The 21435-nt window shown below is 55.3% G+C and carries 13 protein-coding genes and 1 riboswitch; of the genes, 11 read left to right on the top strand and 2 right to left on the bottom strand.

Annotation, left to right across the window (positions count from 1 at the left end; all coding sequences use genetic code 11):
- The first annotated feature begins 4 nt into the window (after positions 1 to 4).
- The 10 genes from PXG97_RS08720 (at position 5) to PXG97_RS08675 (ending at position 14755) form a co-directional block, all read left to right on the top strand.
- Positions 5 to 1471, top strand: a complete 1467-nt coding sequence (locus PXG97_RS08720) for a RagB/SusD family nutrient uptake outer membrane protein (RefSeq protein WP_276497374.1) — start codon at positions 5 to 7, stop codon at positions 1469 to 1471.
- A gap of 171 nt (positions 1472 to 1642) precedes the next feature.
- On the top strand, positions 1643 to 3184 hold the full coding sequence (locus PXG97_RS08715) for a glucoamylase family protein (protein ID WP_276497373.1): 1542 nt from the start codon (positions 1643 to 1645) through the stop codon (positions 3182 to 3184).
- Between the two features lie 60 nt (positions 3185 to 3244).
- The gene (locus tag PXG97_RS08710; protein ID WP_276497372.1) at positions 3245 to 4627 is read left to right on the top strand and encodes a glucoamylase family protein; all 1383 of its coding nucleotides are present in this window, start codon (positions 3245 to 3247) and stop codon (positions 4625 to 4627) included.
- A 190-nt stretch (positions 4628 to 4817) separates the two neighbouring features.
- Positions 4818 to 6551, top strand: coding sequence for a family 43 glycosylhydrolase (locus tag PXG97_RS08705; protein ID WP_276497371.1), 1734 nt, complete (start codon positions 4818 to 4820; stop codon positions 6549 to 6551).
- Positions 6552 to 6675: 124 nt separating this feature from the next.
- Positions 6676 to 7332 carry an SGNH/GDSL hydrolase family protein gene (locus PXG97_RS08700; protein ID WP_276497370.1) on the top strand — a complete coding sequence of 219 codons (657 nt, stop codon included), beginning with the start codon at positions 6676 to 6678 and terminating at the stop codon, positions 7330 to 7332.
- A 15-nt stretch (positions 7333 to 7347) separates the two neighbouring features.
- Positions 7348 to 9702 (top strand): beta-glucosidase BglX, encoded by a 2355-nt coding sequence (gene bglX / locus PXG97_RS08695; RefSeq protein ID WP_276497369.1) that lies wholly within the window; start codon positions 7348 to 7350, stop codon positions 9700 to 9702.
- An 81-nt stretch (positions 9703 to 9783) separates the two neighbouring features.
- Complete coding sequence (locus PXG97_RS08690) at positions 9784 to 11304, top strand: sulfatase family protein (RefSeq protein ID WP_276497368.1); 1521 nt, start codon at positions 9784 to 9786, stop codon at positions 11302 to 11304.
- Positions 11305 to 11554: 250 nt separating this feature from the next.
- Positions 11555 to 13297 carry a family 43 glycosylhydrolase gene (locus PXG97_RS08685; protein ID WP_276497367.1) on the top strand — a complete coding sequence of 581 codons (1743 nt, stop codon included), beginning with the start codon at positions 11555 to 11557 and terminating at the stop codon, positions 13295 to 13297.
- Positions 13298 to 13306: 9 nt separating this feature from the next.
- Complete coding sequence (locus tag PXG97_RS08680) at positions 13307 to 14122, top strand: carboxylesterase family protein (RefSeq protein WP_276497366.1); 816 nt, start codon at positions 13307 to 13309, stop codon at positions 14120 to 14122.
- 363 nt (positions 14123 to 14485) lie between these two features.
- Positions 14486 to 14755, top strand: coding sequence for a hypothetical protein (locus PXG97_RS08675; RefSeq protein WP_276497365.1), 270 nt, complete (start codon positions 14486 to 14488; stop codon positions 14753 to 14755).
- 44 nt (positions 14756 to 14799) lie between these two features.
- On the opposite strand, the gene PXG97_RS08670 is transcribed toward PXG97_RS08675, so the two are convergent.
- On the bottom strand, positions 14800 to 15462 hold the full coding sequence (locus PXG97_RS08670) for a YczE/YyaS/YitT family protein (protein ID WP_276497364.1): 663 nt from the start codon (positions 15460 to 15462) through the stop codon (positions 14800 to 14802).
- A 143-nt stretch (positions 15463 to 15605) separates the two neighbouring features.
- Positions 15606 to 18110, bottom strand: coding sequence for a TonB-dependent receptor (locus tag PXG97_RS08665; protein ID WP_276497363.1), 2505 nt, complete (start codon positions 18108 to 18110; stop codon positions 15606 to 15608).
- A 544-nt stretch (positions 18111 to 18654) separates the two neighbouring features.
- Positions 18655 to 18757, top strand: a riboswitch (SAM riboswitch).
- Between the two features lie 514 nt (positions 18758 to 19271).
- Between PXG97_RS08665 and PXG97_RS08660 the strand changes: the two genes are divergently transcribed.
- Entirely contained in the window at positions 19272 to 21365 is a 2094-nt protein-coding gene (locus PXG97_RS08660; protein WP_276497362.1) for a HEPN domain-containing protein, read from the top strand.
- Positions 21366 to 21435: the final 70 nt, after the last annotated feature.

The following is a 21435-nucleotide window of genomic DNA, read 5'->3' as shown; positions in this document are numbered from 1 at the left end:
TCATATGGAAAAGAACAGAAAGAGGGGCAGAGGAAAGGCAGTTGTTATGCTAGGCGTGCTGCTGCTCAGTGGGTTGTATGCCTGCAAGGAAGATGAGTTTCTAGATGTGCCACCTCAGGGTGAGACAACCAGTGAAACGTTCTTTGTAACCCCAGAGGATGCCAACAGGTCGGTGAACGCGATTTATGGCAACCTGCGGGAATGGAAAGTTTCTGCATTCGCCAACCTGGCCCTTACAAATATTGCCTCTGATAATGCCGAAAAGGGAAGCGACCCTGGTGATGCGGCGTTCATGAACGATTTCGATAACTTCACCATCTCCCCCACGCAGTTTATTCTCGATGACTACTGGACTGGCCAATACCAGGCAATTAACCTGACAAACCAGGCCATCACAAATATTCCGAACATTGAGATGGATCAGGCGCTGAAAGACCGCCTGATTGCGGAGGCGAAATTTCTGCGGGCCTATCATTACTTCAACCTTGTAAGAGCCTTTGGCGATGTGCCACTGCTCACGCGTGTTCCAACAGAAGCTGAGGAGCTAAACCCGGTGCGCACTCCAAAAGCACAGGTTTATGAGCAGATAATTCAGGATTTGCGTGATGCGGCGCAGGTGCTGCCACGAAGCTACGATGCGGCGAACGTAGGTCGTGCGACCGAGGGAGCAGCACTTACCCTGCTGGCAAAGGTGCAGCTATACCAGGAAAACTGGCAGGAAGTGTACAACCTGACCGGCCAGGTGATGAGCATGGGCTACGCCTTAACCCCGAACTACTATGATATCTTCCGTATTTCAGGGGAAAATAACAGTGAGTCTATCTTCGAAGTGCAAGCCATGACCATTCCCGGAAACTGTGGGGCATCTAACCTGCAGTGGGCGGAGGTACAAGGAGTGCGTGGTCAGTTTGGCTGGGGGTTTTCCACACCTACCGAAGACTTGGTGAATGCCTATGAAGAAGGAGATGAGCGCTTGGACGCCACCATTCTGTTCAGAGGTGAGGTAACTCCCGAGGGTGACAAAATCAACGAGACTGCGCCGAATCCGCGCTATAACCAAAAGGCTTATGTGCCTAGTTATGTAACGCAGGAGTGTGGCTATGCGAAAGATCAGAACATGCGTATTTTACGTTATGCTGAGGTGCTGTTGATGCATGCCGAGGCCGCCAATGAGCTAGGTATGACGCAGGAGGCGCTGGATGCACTGAACCTGGTGCGCGAAAGAGCCGGTTTAGATCCGATAGAGTCTGCGTCGCAGGAGGAACTGCGCAACATCATCTGGCACGAACGTCGTGTGGAGCTAGCGCTGGAAGGAGACCGCTTCTTTGACCTAGTGAGACAAGGCAGAGCCGCCGAGGTGCTGCAGGCACAAGGGAAACAGTTTACCGAAGGCGTAAACGAGGTGTACCCAATACCGCAGCGCCAGATAGACCTTAGCAACGGTACCCTTACCCAAAACCCTGGCTATTAATCTTTAAATACTTTAAGTGTGGGGCTGCTGTAAAGGCGGCTCCATACTTTCTTTTCTATCAAAACCCCACCCTTACCACAAAGGATGAGAAAAAAACAGCTTCGGTACTGTTGCCTGTTATTGCTATGCGCGTTGCTATCCTGCAAAGGCGAGGCGGAAGACGGGCAGCCTGTGCCAAAACCAACTGATCCTCTAGCCCCCTCAGAACCCACGGCAGCAGAAGATAGAGCCCTGCTGAACGAAGTGCAGGAGAGTACCCTCCGCTATTTCTGGGACTTTGCCCATCCAACCAGCGGCATGGCGCGTGAGCGCAGCAGCTCCGGCGATGTGGTAACCACCGGTGGAACCGGCTTCGGGGTGCAGGCGATTATTGTCGGGGTGCACCGTGGCTGGATAACCAGGGAAGCGGCTGTAGAACGACTAAACAAACTTACCGACTTCTTGGGCCGTGCCGATCGTTTTCACGGGGTATGGCCGCATTGGATAAATGGCACTACCGGCGCCACCATTCCTTTCAGCCCGAAAGACAACGGCGGGGATCTGGTGGAAACCTCTTTCCTGATGAATGGCCTGCTGACGGCCCGCGCTTACTTTAACGGAGCCGGAGCAGAGGCTGAACTGAGAGAGAAGATTACGCAATTGTGGGAAACCGTGGAGTGGGATTGGTATGCCTCGCGCGGTGACGGTAAACTCTACTGGCACTGGAGCCCGAACTATGGCTGGGAAATGAACATGCCCATACAAGGTTGGAACGAGGCACTGATCACCTACGTGCTGGCGGCCGCCTCGCCCACACACCCTATCGCGCCGCAAGTATATCAGAACTCCTGGGTGAGCGCCAATTTCGGGGCCGCACAGAACAATGGCGGTTATACTTTGAAGATGGGTCCTGCTTACGGCGGGCCGCTGTTCTTTGCCCATTACTCTTTCCTGAGCCTGAACCCGCGGCAGCTGGAGGATAACTATACCAACTATTGGGTGCAAAACCTGAACCACACGATGGTGAATCGCTCCTACAGCCTCAGTTCTGCGCCGCAAAGCTACGGCTACACCGAAAGTTTCTGGGGCCTCACCGCTTCCGACGATCCGGACGGTTACGCTGCACACTCGCCGGCAAACGACAACGGTACCGTGGCGCCCACGGCGGCGCTGGGCTCTTTCCCTTACACGCCCTACTATAGCATGCAGGTGTTGCGCAACATGTACAAGGGCCTCCGCTCCAGGATGGTGGGGGAGTATGGCCTGAGAGACGCGCACAACAAAGCCCGCAACTGGACGGCCACCGATCACCTGGCGATAGACCAGGGGCCAATTGTGGTGATGATCGAGAACTACCGCAGCGGCTTGCTCTGGAGTCTGTTTACCGATCTGCCGGAGGTGCAGGCGGGGCTGGCCAAATTAGGCTTCCGCGAGCCGGTGTACGAGACGGGCTTTCCGCTGGTAACGCCCGATATCCGGACTGGACTGGTGGACCTGCTGCGCCACCCGGACAAGGACAACTACTTGATCGAGGTGGCCACCAAAGATGCCGGAAGCTATACATTAAAACTGCTGAAGGAGGATGGGTCGGAGGTTAAAACCCTATGGGATAACCAAAGCAAAAACCCAGGCCTAGAACAGGTGGCGTTGGGGCAGGAACTCGTGCCGGGCAAGTATAAGCTGGTGCTCAGCTCTGGAGCGACATCCAAAGACATCAAGCTTTACTTGCACTAGCCAAAAATGTAACACAAGTATCAGAAATAAGTTTTTTACTGAAGCGAAACCAACACAGACATGAAGCGAACCTTACTCGCCATACCACTGCTGGCCGCCCAGCTTTTCTACGGGTGCCAGAGCTCTTCCGAAACCGCCACGGCAAGTAAAGAAGCAGCTGCTGACACAACAGCCACTGCAGATAATCAACTGACAGATGAGGAACTGCTGACGCTGGTGCAGGAGCAAACCTTCCGGTATTTCTGGGATGGCGCAGAGCCTAACTCCGGGCTTGCCCGGGAGCGCATCCACATGGATGGGGTATACCCTCAGAACGACCAGAACGTGGTTACCACCGGGGCCACGGGTTTTGGGCTGATGGCCATCATCGTTGGGATGGAGCGTGGGTTTATTACGCGCGAGGAAGGCGTAAAGCACCTGCAGAAGATGGTGAACTTTCTGGAGAAGGCAGACCGCTTCCACGGTGCCTGGAGCCATTGGATACAGGGTGAGACCGGAAAAGTAAAGCCGTTCGGGCAGAAGGACAACGGGGGCGACCTGGTAGAGACCGCCTTCCTGGTACAGGGCATGCTGACGGTGCGCCAGTACCTGCAGGATGGCAACGCGCAGGAGAAAGCGCTGGCCGCCCAAATCGATAAGCTGTGGAAAGAAGTGGACTGGAACTGGTACCGCAAGGGTGGCCAGAACGTGCTGTACTGGCACTGGAGCCCGAACTATGGCTGGGAGATGAACTTCCCGGTGAGTGGCTACAACGAATGCCTGGTGATGTATGTGTTGGCAGCCGCCTCGCCCACACACGGTGTGCCGGCTGAAGTATACCACGAGGGCTGGGCGCAGAATGGAGCCATAAAATCTAATGCGAGCAAGTATGGCCATGAGGTGGTGCTGAACCACAACGGGCACAAGGGCAGCGTGGGCCCGCTGTTCTGGGCACATTACTCTTACCTGGGCCTCGACCCGCGCAACCTTACCGACAAGTATGCCGACTACTGGAAGCTCAACCGGAACCATGCCCTTATCCACCACGACTACTGTGTAGACAATCCGAAGGACTATGAGGGCTACGGAGAAGATGCCTGGGGCCTGACCTCCAGCTACTCCATGAATGGGTATGCTGGCCATAGCCCTGAGAACGACCTGGGTGTGATTTCTCCGACAGCCGCCCTGTCCTCCTACCCTTACACCCCCGAGGAATCCATGAAGGTGATGCGTCACCTGTACGAGGACCTGGGGGGTAAGCTGTGGGGAGAGTATGGCTTCTACGATGCGTTCTCGCAGGAGTATGATTGGTACACGCCGCGCTACCTGGGCATAGACCAGGGGCCGATTGTGGTGATGATCGAAAATGGCCGTACCGGCCTGCTGTGGGACCTGTTCATGAGTGCCCCCGAGGTGCAGACCGGCCTGAAAAAGCTTGGCTTCCAGAGCCCGCAGCTGAAGTAAGTGTAAAAGCAGGTGCGGAAGTTACTTCAGTGCCTAGCTGTAAAACCTGGTCTGTTAAGTGCGGGCAAGCTGTAAAGAAACTTAGAAAGGGAAATGATACCCGATACCAAGATCCCTGCGGGATGACAGAAAGTTATTTTTAACAGAGAAGCGTTACACAACAGAGATAACAAAGTATAAAACGATACGCATGAGAAGAGCCTTACGAGCTATACTTTCACTAGCCATACTTGCTTGCAGCAGCATGGGTGCACAGGCACAGAGCACGCAAGCGAGCACTTACTGCAACCCCATCAACATCGACTATACTTATGCGGTGTATGATTCCTACCGGGATATCTCGTACCGCTCCGGGGCCGACCCGGCCGTGGTGGAGTTCCGCAACGAGTACTACATGTTCGTAACGCGCTCTATGGGCTACTGGCACTCCACCGACCTGCTGAACTGGAACTTCATCAAGCCGGAGAAATGGTATTTTCAGGGCTCCAACGCTCCTGCGGCCTTCAACTACAAAGACTCGGTGCTCTATGTGGCTGGCGACCCATCCGGCTCGATGAGCATACTGTATACCGATGACCCCAAGCGGGGCGACTGGAAAGCTACGGCCGGCATTCTGAACGACCTGCAGGACCCGGCACTTTTCATCGACGACGATGGCAAGGCTTACATGTACTGGGGATCCTCCAACACATACCCCATCCGGGTAAAAGAGCTGGACAGGAAGAATCGCTTCAAGCCATCGGAGAAAACGGTGGAGCTGTTCACCCTGCACGGTGACAAGCACGGTTGGGAGCGCTTCGGGGAGAACCACTCGGATACGGTGCTGGCTGGCTACATGGAAGGGGCCTGGATGACGAAGCACAACGGCAAGTATTACCTGCAGTATGCCGCCCCAGGTACTGAGTTCAACGTGTATGGCGATGGCGTGTATGTGGGCGATTCGCCGCTTGGGCCGTTTACCTATGCCCCCAATAACCCGGTATCCTACAAGCCGGGCGGTTATATGAACGGCGCTGGCCACGGCAGCACGGTGGTTGGCCCGGCTGGGGAGTACTGGCACTTCGGTTCGGCTTCTGTGTCGGTTAATATCAACTGGGAGCGCCGCATCAACATGTTCCACACTTCGTTTGATCAGGACGGGCTGATGCACGTGAACACCTACTTTGGCGACTATCCGCACTACGCACCGGCCGTGCCGGGCAAGGCGGGAGCTTTTAGGGGCTGGATGCTGCTGTCTTATAATAAGCCAGTGAAGGCTTCCTCTATGCTGGAGAACTTCAAACCGGAGGGTATGCTCGACGAGAGCACCAAGACCTTTTGGGTGGCCGAGCAGAACAACGACCAGCAGTGGGTGCAGATAGACCTGGAGAAGCCGGGCAAGGTACACGCTGTGCAGGTAAACTACCACGACTATAAATCTAACCTCTACGGCAAGGTGCCGGGGCTGTACCACCGCTATGTGGTAGAGGGCTCTACAGACGGTAAGAACTGGCAGATGCTGGTAGACAGGAGCGACAACTATAGGGATGTGCCTAATGATTACGTGGAGCTAGGCACCCCGCAGACAGTGCGCTACATCCGTTTCCGAAACCTGCATGCACCCACGCAGAACCTGGCTATTTCAGGGCTGCGCGTGTTTGGGGTGGGGCAGGGCAAGGCACCAGCCCGCCCGAAGAACTTTAAGGTAAACCGCCAGCAGGACCGCCGCGACGCCATGATCACTTGGGAGAAGCAGGCCAACGCGCAGGGCTACAACGTGCTCTGGGGCATTGCCCCGGATAAGCTCTACAGCTCCTGGATGGTGTACGGCGAGAACAAGCTGAACCTGAAAAGCCTGGGCGTGGATCAGGGATACTACTTCGCCGTCGAGGCCTTCAACGAGAATGGGGTATCGCAGCGGACGAAGGCGGTAAAGGTGGATTGAGGGGCTAGCTAAAAGCCGACTGATCTGAAAAAGCTAAAGGCAAAAGCGGACGCTGGCGCCAATCAAGTATAAAGAAGTATAAAAGCATAGCAAGGAATAAACAGCAAGTATAAAACTAGCAAAAATGTACAGATACCTTCTTCTGATCGTTGCGCTGGCGTGGCAGCTGCAGGCAAAGGCGCAAAACGATCCTCCGTTCTGGAACGAGATCCAGGCCTTTAAGCAGCAGGACAGCGTACAGATGCCGCCGCAGAACGCCGTGCTATTTGTAGGCAGCTCTTCTTTTAGGCTGTGGGACAACATGCAGGAGATGTTTCCTGGGCATACCGTCATTAACCGTGGCTTTGGCGGCTCCAACCTCCTCGATTTGAAGCGTTACCTGAACGACATCGTGCTCCCGTACCAGCCCAGGCAGATCGTGATCTATTCCGGCGAAAACGACATTGCCTCCGACACGGTGCAGGCGCCGGAGGTGCTGCAGCGTTTTCAGGAGGTGTTTCAGCGTATAAGGCAGGAGCTGCCGCAGGTGCCAGTGGTGTTCGTGTCGATCAAGCCCAGCCCTTCGCGCAGCAAGTATAAACCGGTTATGGAGGAGTCGAACAGGCTGATAAAGGCCTATCTGCAGACGCAGCCGAAAACAAAGTACGTGGATGTGTACACACCGATGCTGCAGGCCAATGGCAAGCCTAAGCCCGAGATTTTTACGCAAGACAGCCTGCACATGAACCAGCAGGGCTACCAGATCTGGAGGAAGAAGATTAAACCACACTTGACCAAATAACTAAACGTAGTATACATGAAACGAATCATACGCACAGCCTTCGTAATGTCTATCGGGTTAATGAGCACGCAGTGTAACACAGCCCAACAAGGCACCACCGCAACGCAATCCGAAACCATGGAACAGGCAAAACCAACAGCTGTGGCAAGCAACACAGCAGACCCACGCATGCGCCAGTTTGTGGACAGCCTCCTGAGCCAGATGACGCTGGATGAGAAGATCGGGCAGCTGAACCTGGTGTCGGTGGGCTTCGATGTGACGGGGCCGGTGGTAAGCCAGAACGTGGACGAAAATATCCGCAAGGGCAATGTGGGCGGCGTATTCAATACCTACACGCCGGTTGCCGCCCGCAAGCTGCAGGAGTTTGCCGTCAACAACACGCGCCTTAAAATCCCGCTCTTGTTCGGGTATGACGTAATCCACGGGCACCGCACCATTTTCCCGATCCCGCTGGGCCTTTCGGCGAGTTGGGACATGGAGGCTGTGGAGCGCAGTGCCCGCATCGCCGCCGACGAAGCCTCTGCCGATGGCCTGAACTGGGTGTTCTCGCCGATGGTGGATATTGCCCGCGACCCACGCTGGGGCCGTGTAGCGGAAGGCGCCGGAGAAGATCCCTACCTGGGGTCCAAGATAGCCCGTGCCATGGTGCGCGGCTACCAGGGCGATGACCTGACAAAGGAAAATACCGTAATGGCCACCGTAAAACACTTTGCCCTGTACGGAGCCTCCGAGGCTGGCCGCGATTACAATACGGTGGACATGAGCCTTAACCGCATGTTCAACGAGTACCTGCCGCCCTACAAGGCAGCCATAGACGCCGGTGCAGGCAGTGTGATGACCTCTTTCAACGACATCAACGGGGTGCCGGCCACCGGCAACCGCTGGCTGATGACCGAGCTGCTGCGCGAGCAGTGGGGCTTCGACGGGTTTGTGGTGACGGACTATACGGCCATCAACGAGATGATCGCGCACGGCGTGGGAGATGAGGCCAAAGTGGCCGAGCTGGCCCTGGAGGCTGGCGTGGACATGGACATGGTAGGCGAAGTGTTCCTCAAGCACCTGAAGCAGGCCGTAGCAGCAGGCAACGTGACCGAGGAGGACATCAACACAGCGGCGCGGCGTATCCTGGAGGCAAAGTATAAATTGGGCCTGTTTGAGGACCCATACCGCTATGCAGAAGAGCAGCGTGCCAAAAACACCATCATGAAACCGGAGTACCGCGAGGCCGCCCGCGAGATCGCCCGCAAAAGCATGGTGCTCCTGAAAAACAGCAAGCAGACGCTGCCGCTGAAAAAATCCGGCACCATTGCGCTGATTGGCCCACTGGCTAACAACCAGCGCGACCTGATCGGTAACTGGAGCGGCGCCGGCGATTGGAAACAGGCCGTGTCGGTAGAACAAGGTATAAAGAATGTGGCAGGGAACGGCATCAAGATCAACTATGCTAAAGGCGCCAACATCACCGACGATGAGCAGATGATCAAGCGCCTGAATGCCCACGGCGGCGAACTGCAGCTCGACAACCGCACCTCCGAGCAGTTGATTGCCGAGGCCGTGAAAGTGGCGCAGAAATCGGATGTGATCGTGGCCGTGGTAGGGGAGTCGCAGGGCATGAGCGGGGAGGCTGCCAGCCGCGCCTCCATTGGCCTGCCCGGCAAACAGCAGGAGCTGCTGATGGCGCTGAAGAAAACCGGCAAGCCGCTGGTGGTGGTGCTGATGAACGGCCGCCCGTTAACCCTGACCTGGGAAGACCAGAATGCGGATGCTATGCTGGAGACCTGGTTTGCCGGCACCGAGGCCGGGAACGCTATTGCCGATGTGCTGTTCGGTAACTACAACCCGTCAGGTAAGCTAACCGCTACCTTCCCGCAGGTGGTGGGCCAGATTCCGCTGTACTACGCACACCGAAACACGGGTCGCCCCTTCAACGGAGACCTGCTCAACAAGTACACCACCCGCTACATGGACGTGACCAACGAGCCGCTGTACCCCTTCGGCTACGGGTTGAGCTATACCACCTTCAACTACTCCAAACCGCAGTTGAGCAAGACCAGCATCAGCCCCAGCGAGAACCTGGAGGTAAGCGTGCAGGTGCGGAACACCGGCAACTACGATGGCGAGGAAGTGGTGCAGCTCTACATCCAGGACGTGGTGGCCAGCATCACACGCCCGGTAAAGGAGCTGAAGGGCTTTCAGAAGATCAACCTGAAGAAAGGCGGCAGCCAAACCGTGACCTTCACCATCACCCCGGACGATCTGAAGTTCTACAACAACGACCTGGAGCGCGTGCTGGAGCCAGGAGAATTTAAGGTATTTGTTGGCACCAACTCCCGCGACGTGCAGGAGGCCAGCTTTACCGTGACACCATAATTGGTTAGGTGAGTTGGTGCTGCCGGACCTCTAAGGCCGGCGGCGCCACAACCTCACTCTTGTATACCTTAACAACACACCATGATGAACTTATACCTGCACAGAAAGTGGCTGGCAAGTATACTGGCGCTGCTGCTGTGGCTACCTGCGGCACAGGCCCAGATAAAGAAGCAGGCCAAGCCCATGAACGTCATCTTTATACTTAGTGACGATCACCGCTACGATTTCATGGGTTTTATGAACAAGGTGCCGGAGCTGGAAACACCCAACATGGACCGGATGGCCAAAGAGGGCGCGCACCTGCAGAATGCGTTTGTCACCACCTCGCTCTGCTCGCCCAGCCGCGCCTCCATCCTCACCGGCCAGTACGCCCACACCCACCAGATAGTGGACAACAGCGCACCGCTGCCCGAGGGGCTCATCTTTTTCCCGCAGTACCTGCAGAAGCAGGGCTACCAGACCGGCTTCTTTGGCAAGTGGCACATGGGCAACACCGACGATGAGCCGCAGCCGGGTTTTAACAAATGGGTAAGCTTCAAGGGCCAGGGCGAGTACTATAGCCCTACCTTCAACATTGATGGCCAGGAGGTGAAACAGCCGGAAGATAGTTATACGACCGACCTGCTCACCGATTACACGCTGGAGTGGCTGCAGAAGCGTGATAAAAGCAAGCCTTTTTTCGCCTACCTCTCGCACAAGGGGGTGCATGCCGAGTTCATGCCGGCTAAGCGCCATGAGGGCAAGTATAAAGACATTGAGATCGTGAGCCCGCCATCCATGTACCTCACTGCCACCGATTCGAGCAAGCGCTACGGCAAGGTGCAGGAGCCGCAGGGGCCGGTAAACGTGCGCGACATCCCCAAGTGGGTAAAGGCGCAGCGCAACAGCTGGCACGGCGTGGATGGCATGTACGACGGTGCTATTCCGTTCGATAACTTTTACCGTCAATACCTGGAAACCCTGCTGAGCGTGGACGAAAGCATTGGCCGCGTGCTGGACTGGCTCAAGAAGGAGGGGCTGGATAAGAACACGCTCGTCATTTACATGGGCGACAACGGCTTTCAGTTCGGGGAGCTGGGCCTGATCGACAAGCGCGACATGTATGAGGCCTCTATCCGGGTGCCTTTGCTGGCGCGCGCGCCCGGCCTGATCAAACCCGGCACCAAGGTGGAACAGATGGTGCTCAACGTGGACATCGCCCCCACCATTATGGAACTGGCAGGCATGGAAAAACCGGCGCAGATGCAGGGTAACTCCTTTCTGCCGCTGTTGCAGCGCCAGAAAGTGCCGTGGCGCGACAAGATCTTTTATGAGTATTACTGGGAGTGGGCTTTTCCGCAAACGCCCACTATTTTCGGCATCCGCACCGATAGGTACAAGTACATCTACAACCACGGCGTCTGGGACATCAACGAACTCTACGACATACAGCAGGATCCGGAGGAGATGAACAACCTGATCCGGGACCCGGAGTACGCGAAGCTTGCCGGAGAGCTAAAGGCGGAGATGTGGAACTGGCTGGAGGCGACCAACGGGCTCCAGATCCCGCTCAAGAACGTGCCCTACAAGCGCATCGACTTACCATACAAAGGAACTTACTAAACATAATAAGCAAACTGTGTAGTTTGGAGCGCTCCCGCCATACCCCTGCCGGTGTGGCTATACCACTGCGGCAGCGGGGAAGGGTAGGGAGACAGGAAGCGGTGTGGCGCGCAGCGGCTCGTTGAAGTCCACAGCAGCCATGGCAATGGCTCATGCGTTGCCTCCCGTAGATACGGGGCTGGAGGTACAGGCGTAGGGGAGTGACTTCTTGACAACAAAGATGAAGTATGACCGCAAGAATATCAAAAGTATGAAAACCGGGAGACGGCCGAAAGCGCTACTGGCGGGGCTGGTGCTTTGGATGCTGTCTTTTTATACCCTGGCGCAGGGGCAGCAGACCTATTGCAACCCCATCAACATAGACTATACTTACAGCGTGGTGCATGCCAGCCGGGGCCTGTCCTTTCTCTCAGGCGCCGACCCTGCCGTGGTGCCTTTCAGGGGCGAGTATTATATGTTTGTCACCCGCTCCCAGGGCTACTGGCACTCCAAAGACCTGCGCAGCTGGCAGTTCATCAGGCCGCAGAGCTGGTATTTTGAGTCCTCCAATGCGCCGGGGGCCTGGCCTATGGGTGACTCTATCCTGCTGGCACTGGGGAATCCGGCATCGGCGCAGTCTGTTATCTATACCGGTAACCCCAAGGTAGGCACCTGGCGGGGAGTGCCGTCTGTGCTGCCGCTGACGCTGCACGACCCGGCGCTTTTTGTGGATGACGATGGCAAAGTATACTTGTACCATGAGTCCTCCAACACGCAGCCGCTGCAGGGGCTAGAGCTAAATCCAAGGCACTACTTTCTGCCTGCCGGCGAGAACAAAAAGCTCATTACCCTTCATCCGGGGCAGCATGGCTGGGAGCGCTTTGGGGAGAACCACTCCGACACCGCGACGGCCGGTTACCTGGAAGGGGCCTGGATGACCAAGTATAAGGACACCTATTACCTGCAGTATGCCGCGCCCGGCACGGAATGGAATGTATACGCGGATGGGGTTTATACTTCAGACGCGCCGCTTGGCCCTTTTACTTACCAGGAGTACAGCCCTTTCTCCTACAAGCCCGGCGGCTTTATCAGGGGGACGGGCCATGGCAGCACCGTGCAGGACCCCTGGGGCAAGTGGTGGCATTACGGAACAATGGTGATCGGGGTGAACTTTAACTTTGAGCGCCGCATCGGGCAATTTCCCGCAGGCTTCGACCAGGACGGGCAGCTCTACGCCAACACCGCCTACGGCGATTACCCGCACTATTTGCCCTCACCGGATAACAAGGACCGCCAGAGCCTCTTTACCGGCTGGATGCTGCTCTCTTACAACAAGCCTGTGAAGGCCTCTTCCGTACAGGGGGACTTTACTCCTGAAAACGTGGTGGACGAAAGTATAAAAAGCTTTTGGGTGGCCCGGACAAACAAGCCCGGCGAGTGGCTGGAGGTGGACCTGGAGCAGGTGAGCGAGGTAAGGGCCGTGCAGCTCAATTACCACGACCACAAGTCCAACATCTTCGGAAAACCGGACACGCTCTACCACCAGTACCTGCTGGAGTACTCCCTGGACGGGAAGAACTGGAAGGCGCTGGTAGATAAAAGGGATCACCGCGGGGATGTGCCAAACGAGTACGTAGAGTTGCCGCAGCCGCAGAAGGCGCGCTACATCAGGTTCACCAATCACCATGTACCAACGCCCCACCTGGCCATCTCGGGGCTGCGGGTTTTTGGGAAAGGCGCTGGTAAAAGTCCCGCCACACCGGCCCGGTTCAGCGTAAGCAGGGCCACCGACAGGCGACAGGCAAAACTGGCGTGGCAGCCGGTAAGAGGGGCGCAGGGCTACCACCTGTACTATGGCATTGCGCCCGATAAACTCTACAGCTCGGTCTTGATCTATCAAGACAGCGCCTATAAACTGAATGCGCTGAACGTAAACCCCGCCTACTACTTTCAGGTAGAGGCCTTTAATGAAAACGGAATCAGTAAACGAACCAAGGTGGTGAAAGTGAAGTAGGGACCAACTATGGAGTATAAGAACCTCGACATGACAAAGTATACACAACTTTTGCTGGCGCTGCTGCCCTTGCTGCTGGCAAGTATAAGCACGCAGGCGCAGGGCGAGCTGGACGCATACCAGCGTAAAGTTTATGTGCAGGGCAACGACACGCTGCCTTACCGTATCCTTTACCCGAATAACTTCGATCCGAAGGAAAAATATCCGCTGGTGCTGGTGCTGCACGGAGCCGGCGAGCGCGGCAATGACAACGAGTCGCAGCTGGTGTATGGGGCCAGCCGCTTTCTGGAGGAACAGGAGCAGTACCCGGCCATTGTGGTTTTTCCGCAGTGCCCCAAAGACAGCTACTGGTCGAATGTGGATATTGTGACAGGAGAGAGCGGCAAGCGCACCTTTAACTTCCGGGCGGGCGGGGAGCCTACCAAGGCCATGGATGCGCTGCTGGGCCTGCTGAAGAAATTGCGCAAGAGCGGCAGTGTGGAGAAGGACAGGATATACCTGGGCGGCCTCTCGATGGGGGGCATGGGTACCTTTGAACTGTTGTGGCGCCGGCCCAAAACCTTTGCCGCCGCCTTCCCAATCTGTGGCGGCGGAGCCTCTGAAACAGCCCGCAAGTATGCCAAAAAGGTAGAGAGCATCTGGGTCTTCCATGGCGAGGAGGACAGCGTAGTGCCGGTGGAGCACTCCAGGGTAATGGCCGGAGCCATAGAAAAGGCCGGCGGCGACGTAAAGCTGACGGTGTACCCGGGCGTGAACCACAACAGCTGGGACTATGCCTTCCAGGAGCCGGAGCTGTTGCAGTGGCTCTTCTCACAGGAAAAATAAGACATGCCGCTCTCACGAGCGAAAGAGTTTATCTCCAGGGAAAGGGGTAGAAGTTTCTTCTACCTTTTTTTGTGCCCCTCAGAATATAACATAAGCTTAACAGGGTATAAAAGTGTTTGACGTCCAGCTGCTTGGCATGGCGTGGCATATCCAGCCATAGGGTTGAGCTGAAACATCTTCCCGCACCCGAAAAACTTAATCCCATAACTACAGTATAGCAAAACTCGAATTGAATCTATCAGAGGTTCATTCACATTATTTCTGGAGCTGTTCACCCATTTCAAAAAAATGTTTGTGATATTCTACTCTATATTTGAACTATAAGCTTCTGTAGCTTGTATATCCCTTTGAAACAATATTACTATGAAAGATCTAGAAAGAATCGAGAGCGGATTGAAGAAAAGTAACACATTACTGTACAAGCCAGAGAACAAAGGACTTGCTTGCTCTTTCGTGAACGGGGGCCTGGTGGTTGATTCCTTTGTGGTTGAAGACGAGGTGATTGCCAGTGCGCTCTCCAAGAAAGGGGTGAACGGCGTGGTAGAGGGGAGCAACTTTAACATGCTGCGTAATAACTACGACTGGTTTTCACTGCACGTGAAGTCGAAAAAGCTTTACGAAACCCTGAAGTAACAAAAAAAGCAGCCAACTGGCTGCTTTTTCGCTTTTAGAGGGCTTTATACCTTCACTTCCTCTGGCCGCTCCTCACTTAGAGCCTCCCGCAGTTTTACGAACACACCCATGGATACCTGGAAGACCGGGCTTAGGATGAGTGTGTACAGGAACGTAACCACGTGGATCGGCCCGCCCAGCAAGAAACCCACCACCAGCACCATGCTTTCTACGATCATCCGGGCCTTGCTCACCGACAGGCTGGTCCGGTCGGCAATGGTAAGCATGAAGCCGTCGCGGGGACCGGCGCCGATGCCGCCCGCCACATACAAGCCTCCTGCCGTGCCGATGATCAGGATCGCGAACAACAGCCACACATAATCAAGCCAGGTATAGGTTGCCTCCGGCAGAAAATCGAGCCAAAGGAAAAAGTCCATGAAGGGGCCTATGAGCAGCGCATTCAGAAACGTGCCGATGTTGATATACTTCCTGCTGACCAGCAGCGAGGAGAATATGACCACCATGCCCACAATCACGCTCCAGGTGCCGATGCTCCAGCCGAACTTGTCGGAGAGGGCAACATTCAGCACATCCCAGGGGTGCAGGCCCAGGTGCTGCACCTTTACGGCAATGGCAATACCGAGGCCGAATAAAATCAGCCCCAGAAAAAAGAAGATATAGCGAATAACCCAGTTGCGCAGGGTATCTGATTTTAAAGACAATGCCATGCTGCAAGTTTAGCAATTCTGCCCGTACTGCGGCCTACCTTCACCAAAAAACAAAGCAACCGCTTAAAAAAGAAATCCCCGCCATGGCAGGCGTGGATTTCCGGAACACTGGGTAGTAAGTAGTAGTCTATGCTTTGTAAGGCTTAGATGCCACCGGCTCCGCCGTTGCCGTCGCCTTGCTTGGTGTCGTCATTGCGGATGCTGCGCTTGCGGCGCGGCATCTTCTGTTTCTCCATCTTACCGAAGCGGTAGTCGAAGGTGAGCCTGAAACCGCGGTTGTAGTTGTTAATGCGCATGCGCTGCGTGAAGTCAAGAGCCTCCACATCGTTGTTCATCTTCATGCTCTTGCGGAAGGGGTTATCCATACCCAAGCTCAGGCCGCCTTTGCCGTCAAACAGTTCTTTCTTAAAGGCCAGGGCATGGTAAGAGAAGGAGGCAAACTTGCCCTGCAGCTGTATCCTGCGTGAGTTGAAGCCCGCGTTGAACTGTGCGCTGAAGCCCTTGCCGAAGTCGTAAGAGGAGTTACCGTTGATGTTGTACATCCAGCCGCTGTTCTCATACAGCGAGCTCTTCAGGTCCACGTAGTAAATGTTGGAGCTACCTCCGATCGACCAGGCTTTAACCGGCTTGACGTTACCGAAAAGGCTCATGCCGTAGGTCTTGTTCTTAGCCACGTTGGCAAAGGTCAGGATCGTGTTATCGCCCTCCAGGTCCGGCACTGTCTCAATGGCGTTGTCTGTCTCGCGCATGTACAGGTTGGCGCTGATAGAGGCCGTCTTAAAGTAAGTGCTGTAGCCAAACTCGTAGAGGTTCGTCAGTTCTGCGTCCAGGTAAGGGTTGCCGCGCACAATGGTACCCGGTGCCTGCTCCTGGTCGAACGGGTTCAGGAAGAACAGCGATGGGCGCTGGATACGCTGCGTGAAGTTAGCCTTCAGCGTATGCTTCTCCTTTAGCGTATAGGACAAAGCGATGCTCGGGATCAGGTTGTTGTAGCTGTCGGAGTAAGTCTCTCTTTCTGTGTTTCCGCTTTCAAGCACCTGAGAATAGTCTCCGTCGATCTCGGTCTGTTCAAAGCGCGCGCCTACCTTAAAGTTGAGCTTCTTTACGGCAAAACCATAGGTAAAGTAGGAAGCGTACACATCCTGAGCGTAGTCAAAGTTAAGGTTGCTCATGGCCATCGCGTTTTCCGCCGTCATGATATCACGATAGAAGCCATCGCTTTTTACATCCCGGAAGATGGTTTTAGCGCCAATCTCCAGCGTGGTCTTGTTCTCGAACGGCTGCACGTAATCGGCCTGGAAGGTAAGCTCGTTGTTGGCCCCGTCGTTGGTGTTGCGCTGCAGGAAGAACGGATCCTCACCCTCCGTATAGCGGTCCTGGTAGTTGCGGGTGTCGGTGTCCGTCATGGTGTACTGCGACAGCAACGCCAACTCATGGCCCGGCTTGCTGAATGTGTGGATGTAATCCAGGTTCAGGTCGGTGCCCAGGCGCTTGTTGCGGTTCTGGATGTCGGTGTTGAACGTATAAGTCGGGTTTTCCACGCCGTTCTCGGTAAAGCGCTGCGTCTGGTCGTTCTGCATCTTAAACTCGCCACCGTTGCGGCGCACGCTGCCTGAAAGGCTGTTCTTGGCGTTGATGTCATAATCAAAGCCAAGCTGAGCATTCATGAACGCACCGCGGATCTTGGTGTCGCCGTACTGCTCGCGCCTGTTCTGCACCTCGCCCTCGCTGTTGAAGGTGGTGATGTTGCTCATGTCGCCGTGGTTGTAGAAGTGCACACCGCTGGCGTTGGCGTTGATGCCCAGTTTACCGCGGCGCACGTTCAGGCTGGCATTGCCATTGCTGGCACGCGTACCTGCGGTGGCCGACACAGAGCCGCTCACACCCTCCAGGCCACTGTCTTTTTTAGTGATGATGTTGATGATACCGGCGGTACCCTCGGCGTCATACTTGGCAGATGGGCTGGTGATCACCTCCACCGACTTGATCATGTCTGCCGGGATTTGCTTTAGCGCATCCGACACACTGCCCGCCATGATAGAGGAAGGCTTGTTGTTGATGAGCACGCGCACATTGCCGCTGCCGCGCAGCTGCACGTTGCCGTCGGTGTCTACGCTCAGCGACGGTACTTTTTGCAGTACGTCAGCGGCGTTGCCGCCCGTGTTGGTAATATCCTTCTCGGCGTTGTACACGGTGCGGTCGATTTTCTCCTCTACCAGCGGCTTCTCCCCGGTAATCACCACCTCGCTCAGTTTCTGGGCATCGGAGGCCAGGGAGATAGTGCCCACGTTTACTTCGGCATTATCGGAGCTGATGCTCACGTTCTCTACCGCCTGCTGCTGGTATCCCAGAAAAGACACATTCAGTTTATACTTGCCGGCCGCTACTTTTTGCAGCGTAAAGCGCCCCTTCTCATCGGCCATGGTGCCATCAATGGCTTTGCCGGTGCTCAGGTTAATCAACGCCACAGTGGCAAACTCAATGGGCTGTTTGGTGGCGGCATCCAGCACCACCCCGCTGATCTTGGCATTGCCCTTTGGGGTAGGCATGGTGGCCTGTTGCTGCTGTGGGCCTGCCTGCTGCGGTGCCTGCGCCCATCCTGCCGTGGTGCTTAAACCCAGCAGGATCAATAGTAAATGCTTCTTCATAGTTTATGCGTTCAGGTGGTACGTTGCTTTAGTCTTGGTAGAGGTCTTCATACTCGCTTTTCTAATACTTCACGCTACAAAGTAAAGCCGCAAATCTATACTGCTAAAACAGAATATACCAATGCACGGCATTTCTATATGAATAGGCCCGGCCGGCCGATAAGCTGTTGGTAGGTAGAAAGCCCGGCTTGGTCGGGAGAAGGCCTCCAGGGCAGGAAACAGTGTGCAATTTAGGGCCGCTAGTTTTGCCACATGGGCTGCCCTGGCAGTCATTTTGGGCTCAGTGCTGGTTCTTCGCTGGGACTGCGGTGGCTAAATTGCATCAGTGCTTTTCTACTTTGTTTCTAGAGTTACAGGTGCTTTGAAAGCTCGCTTTGCTGGCGCTGCCTCGAGCAGAGGCAGGATGTTTTAGCTTCTTAAAATACGCCTGTTGAAAGCCGAAACCGCATAGATCCGGGGGCAAGGATACAAAAAAATGGGGCTGTGTCTGTTTTATTGGGATCTCTTCGTACATTTGTAGCGAATAGTATTGCTACCCGCAAGAAATTTATAGACGAAGAGGCGAGAGAACAGGCTCCGTGACCCTCTGGCAACCATCCGCTTTGGAAAGGTGCCACATCCTGCCCAGCAAAGGGAAAATATAAATTAAGAAACCATGAACGCAACAAAAAACATCCCTGCATTCGGAAGCATCATTTCCCAAAACCGCTTTGCTTCCTTTTCTGCCACCGCTCCTGCCGCGATGTGCTGTTGTTGTTGCTGTTGTTCCTGTTAAGGAAATCCTGCCTTTTTCCTGGCCTATAGTTGATAGCTGCTCCTGACGCAGCTCCTTAGGCTGTTTCTTTTATCCGCGCTCGTAGCCGCAGCAGGTATGCCTGTACTTCTGCCGCTCCTGCAGCGCATAGCAATACCCAAATGCCAACAGCAGCAATTCTTTCCGATTTATACTTAACCACTGCAGCAGCGCTGGCTGTTGCTGAAATGTACACGATGCCTCAGGTTATGTGCTGCTGTTGTCAGCAGTGCCTGGGCATGCGCGCCTGTTAGGTTACCCCTAAGCTTATAGCCTCTTGTGCAGCGCAGCCACTCCTGGCCGCGCCCTGCTTCTTTATATATTTTTTCATCCTGTCGCTCTCGCGGCAACCTATACTTATAATCAGCATGCAAAGCTTCAGAACAGAGATAGAAAATCCATTAGTAGAAAAAGACATTATAGAGCTGGAGAAAAAGATCCGGCTGTACCGCGAAGGCAAACTGCAGGAAGACAAGTTCAAGAGCCTGCGCCTGGCCCGGGGCGTGTATGGCCAGCGACAGCTGGGGGTGCAGATGGTGCGCATCAAGCTGCCTTTCGGGAGACTGACCACGCAGCAGCTCCTACGCATCGCCGATATCTCCGACGAGTACTCTACCGGCAATTTACACCTGACCACACGCCAGGACATCCAGATCCACTTCGTGAGCCTGGATAGAACCCCCGAGCTGTGGGCCAAGCTGGAGCAGGATGACATTACGCTGCGCGAGGCCTGTGGTAACACCGTGCGTAATGTCACGGCCTCGCCGGAGGCGGGCATCGACCCAAACGAGCCTTTTGATGTGTCGCCTTACGCCGATGCCACGTTCCGCTATTTCCTGCGCAACCCGATCTGCCAGGAAATGGGCCGCAAGTTTAAGATGTCCTTCTCCTCCAGCGACTCCGACACCGCCATGTCCTACATGCACGACCTGGGCTTTATCCCGAAAGTGGTGGATGGCGCGCGTGGGTTTAAAGTGCTGATTGGCGGTGGGCTGGGCGCACAACCGGCCCTGGCGCATACGGCCTTTGAGTTCCTGCCGGAGGACAAGGTGATCCCGTTTATTGAGGGCGTGCTGCGCATTTTCGACCGGTACGGGGAGCGCAACAACCGCAACAAGGCCAGGTTTAAGTACCTCATCTCCAAGCTAGGGCTGGAGGAGGTGCTGCGCTTGGTAAACGAGGAGCACAAGGCCCTGAAATCACACAGCTTCGAGATTGATACAAGTATAGATTTCAATGCGGCGCCACCTGTAGCCGGAGAGATACCAGACTACGTGATCGAGGACACGGACAAGTATAACAAGTGGTTAAAGACGAATGTGTTCCAACAGAAACAGGAGGGTTTTTACGGCATCTACATCAAAGTGCAGATTGGTGACATTAGCAGTACCATAGCCCGTAAGCTGGTGCCGCTGGTGCGCGGATTTGCAGCGGATGAATTGCGTGTGACGCAGGGGCAGAACCTGCTGCTCAAGTATGTGCGGCAAGAGGCATTGCCATACGTCTTTGCCCGACTGGATGAATTGGGATTGGCCGAGCCCGGCTTTAACAGTGTGGCTGACATTACCACCTGCCCCGGCACCGACACCTGTAACCTGGGCATCTCCAACAGCACCAACATCACCAAGGTGCTGGAGCAGGTAATTGTGGCGGAGTACCCGGAGATGCTGTTCAACACCGACTTTAAGATTAAGATCAGCGGCTGTATGAACTCCTGCGGCCAGCATGGCATGGCGAACCTGGGCTTTCATGGGGCCTCGCTCAAGAGCGGGAAAAGCGTGCTGCCGGCCCTGCAGGTGTTGCTGGGCGGTGGTACGGTGCAGAACGGCGAAGGCCGCATTGCGCAGAAGCTGCTGAAGGTGCCCAGCAAAAGAGGGCCGGAGGTGCTACGCTTCGTGCTGAACGACTACAAAGCAAACGGGCAGGATGGGGAGAACTTTAACGCCTACTACGACCGCAACGGCAAAGACTACTTTTACCAGTTGCTCAAGCCCCTGACAGACCTGACGACGCTAACACCGGAGGACTTCGTTGACTGGGGGCACCAGGATGGATTTCAGCCTGCGATTGGGGTGGGCGAGTGTGCCGGCGTGATGATCGACCTGGTGGCGACGCTGCTGTATGAGGCGGATGAAAAGTTGGAGTGGGCGGGGGAGGCCCTGGAAGGGCAGCGGTATGCCGATGCGGTCTACTATGGCTACGCCGCCTTCATCAGTACAGCCAAAGCCTTGCTGCTCGACAAAAACGTGAGCACCAACACCCAGCACAGCATCATGGAGGAGTTTGACAAAAACTTCGTTGCGACGGGCATCTTCACCTTCGGGACAGACTTCAAGCGCAAGGTGCTGCAGATCAACCAGAATGAACCGGGCGAGGCCTTTGCCAAAGACTACCTGAACCAGGCCCTGCTGTTTTTGCAGGAGGCAAGCCGCTACAGACAAGAGAAACTCGTGAATGTATGATGACGTGCATTTCCAGGGAAGTATAAAACCTGGTTATCCCATACCCTATTCACACATTCTTGCATTCACA

Source organism: Pontibacter litorisediminis (assembly GCF_029360645.1).
Taxonomy (GTDB): Bacteria; Bacteroidota; Bacteroidia; order Cytophagales; family Hymenobacteraceae; genus Pontibacter; species Pontibacter litorisediminis.
This window is presented reverse-complemented; position numbering and strand designations above follow the sequence as displayed.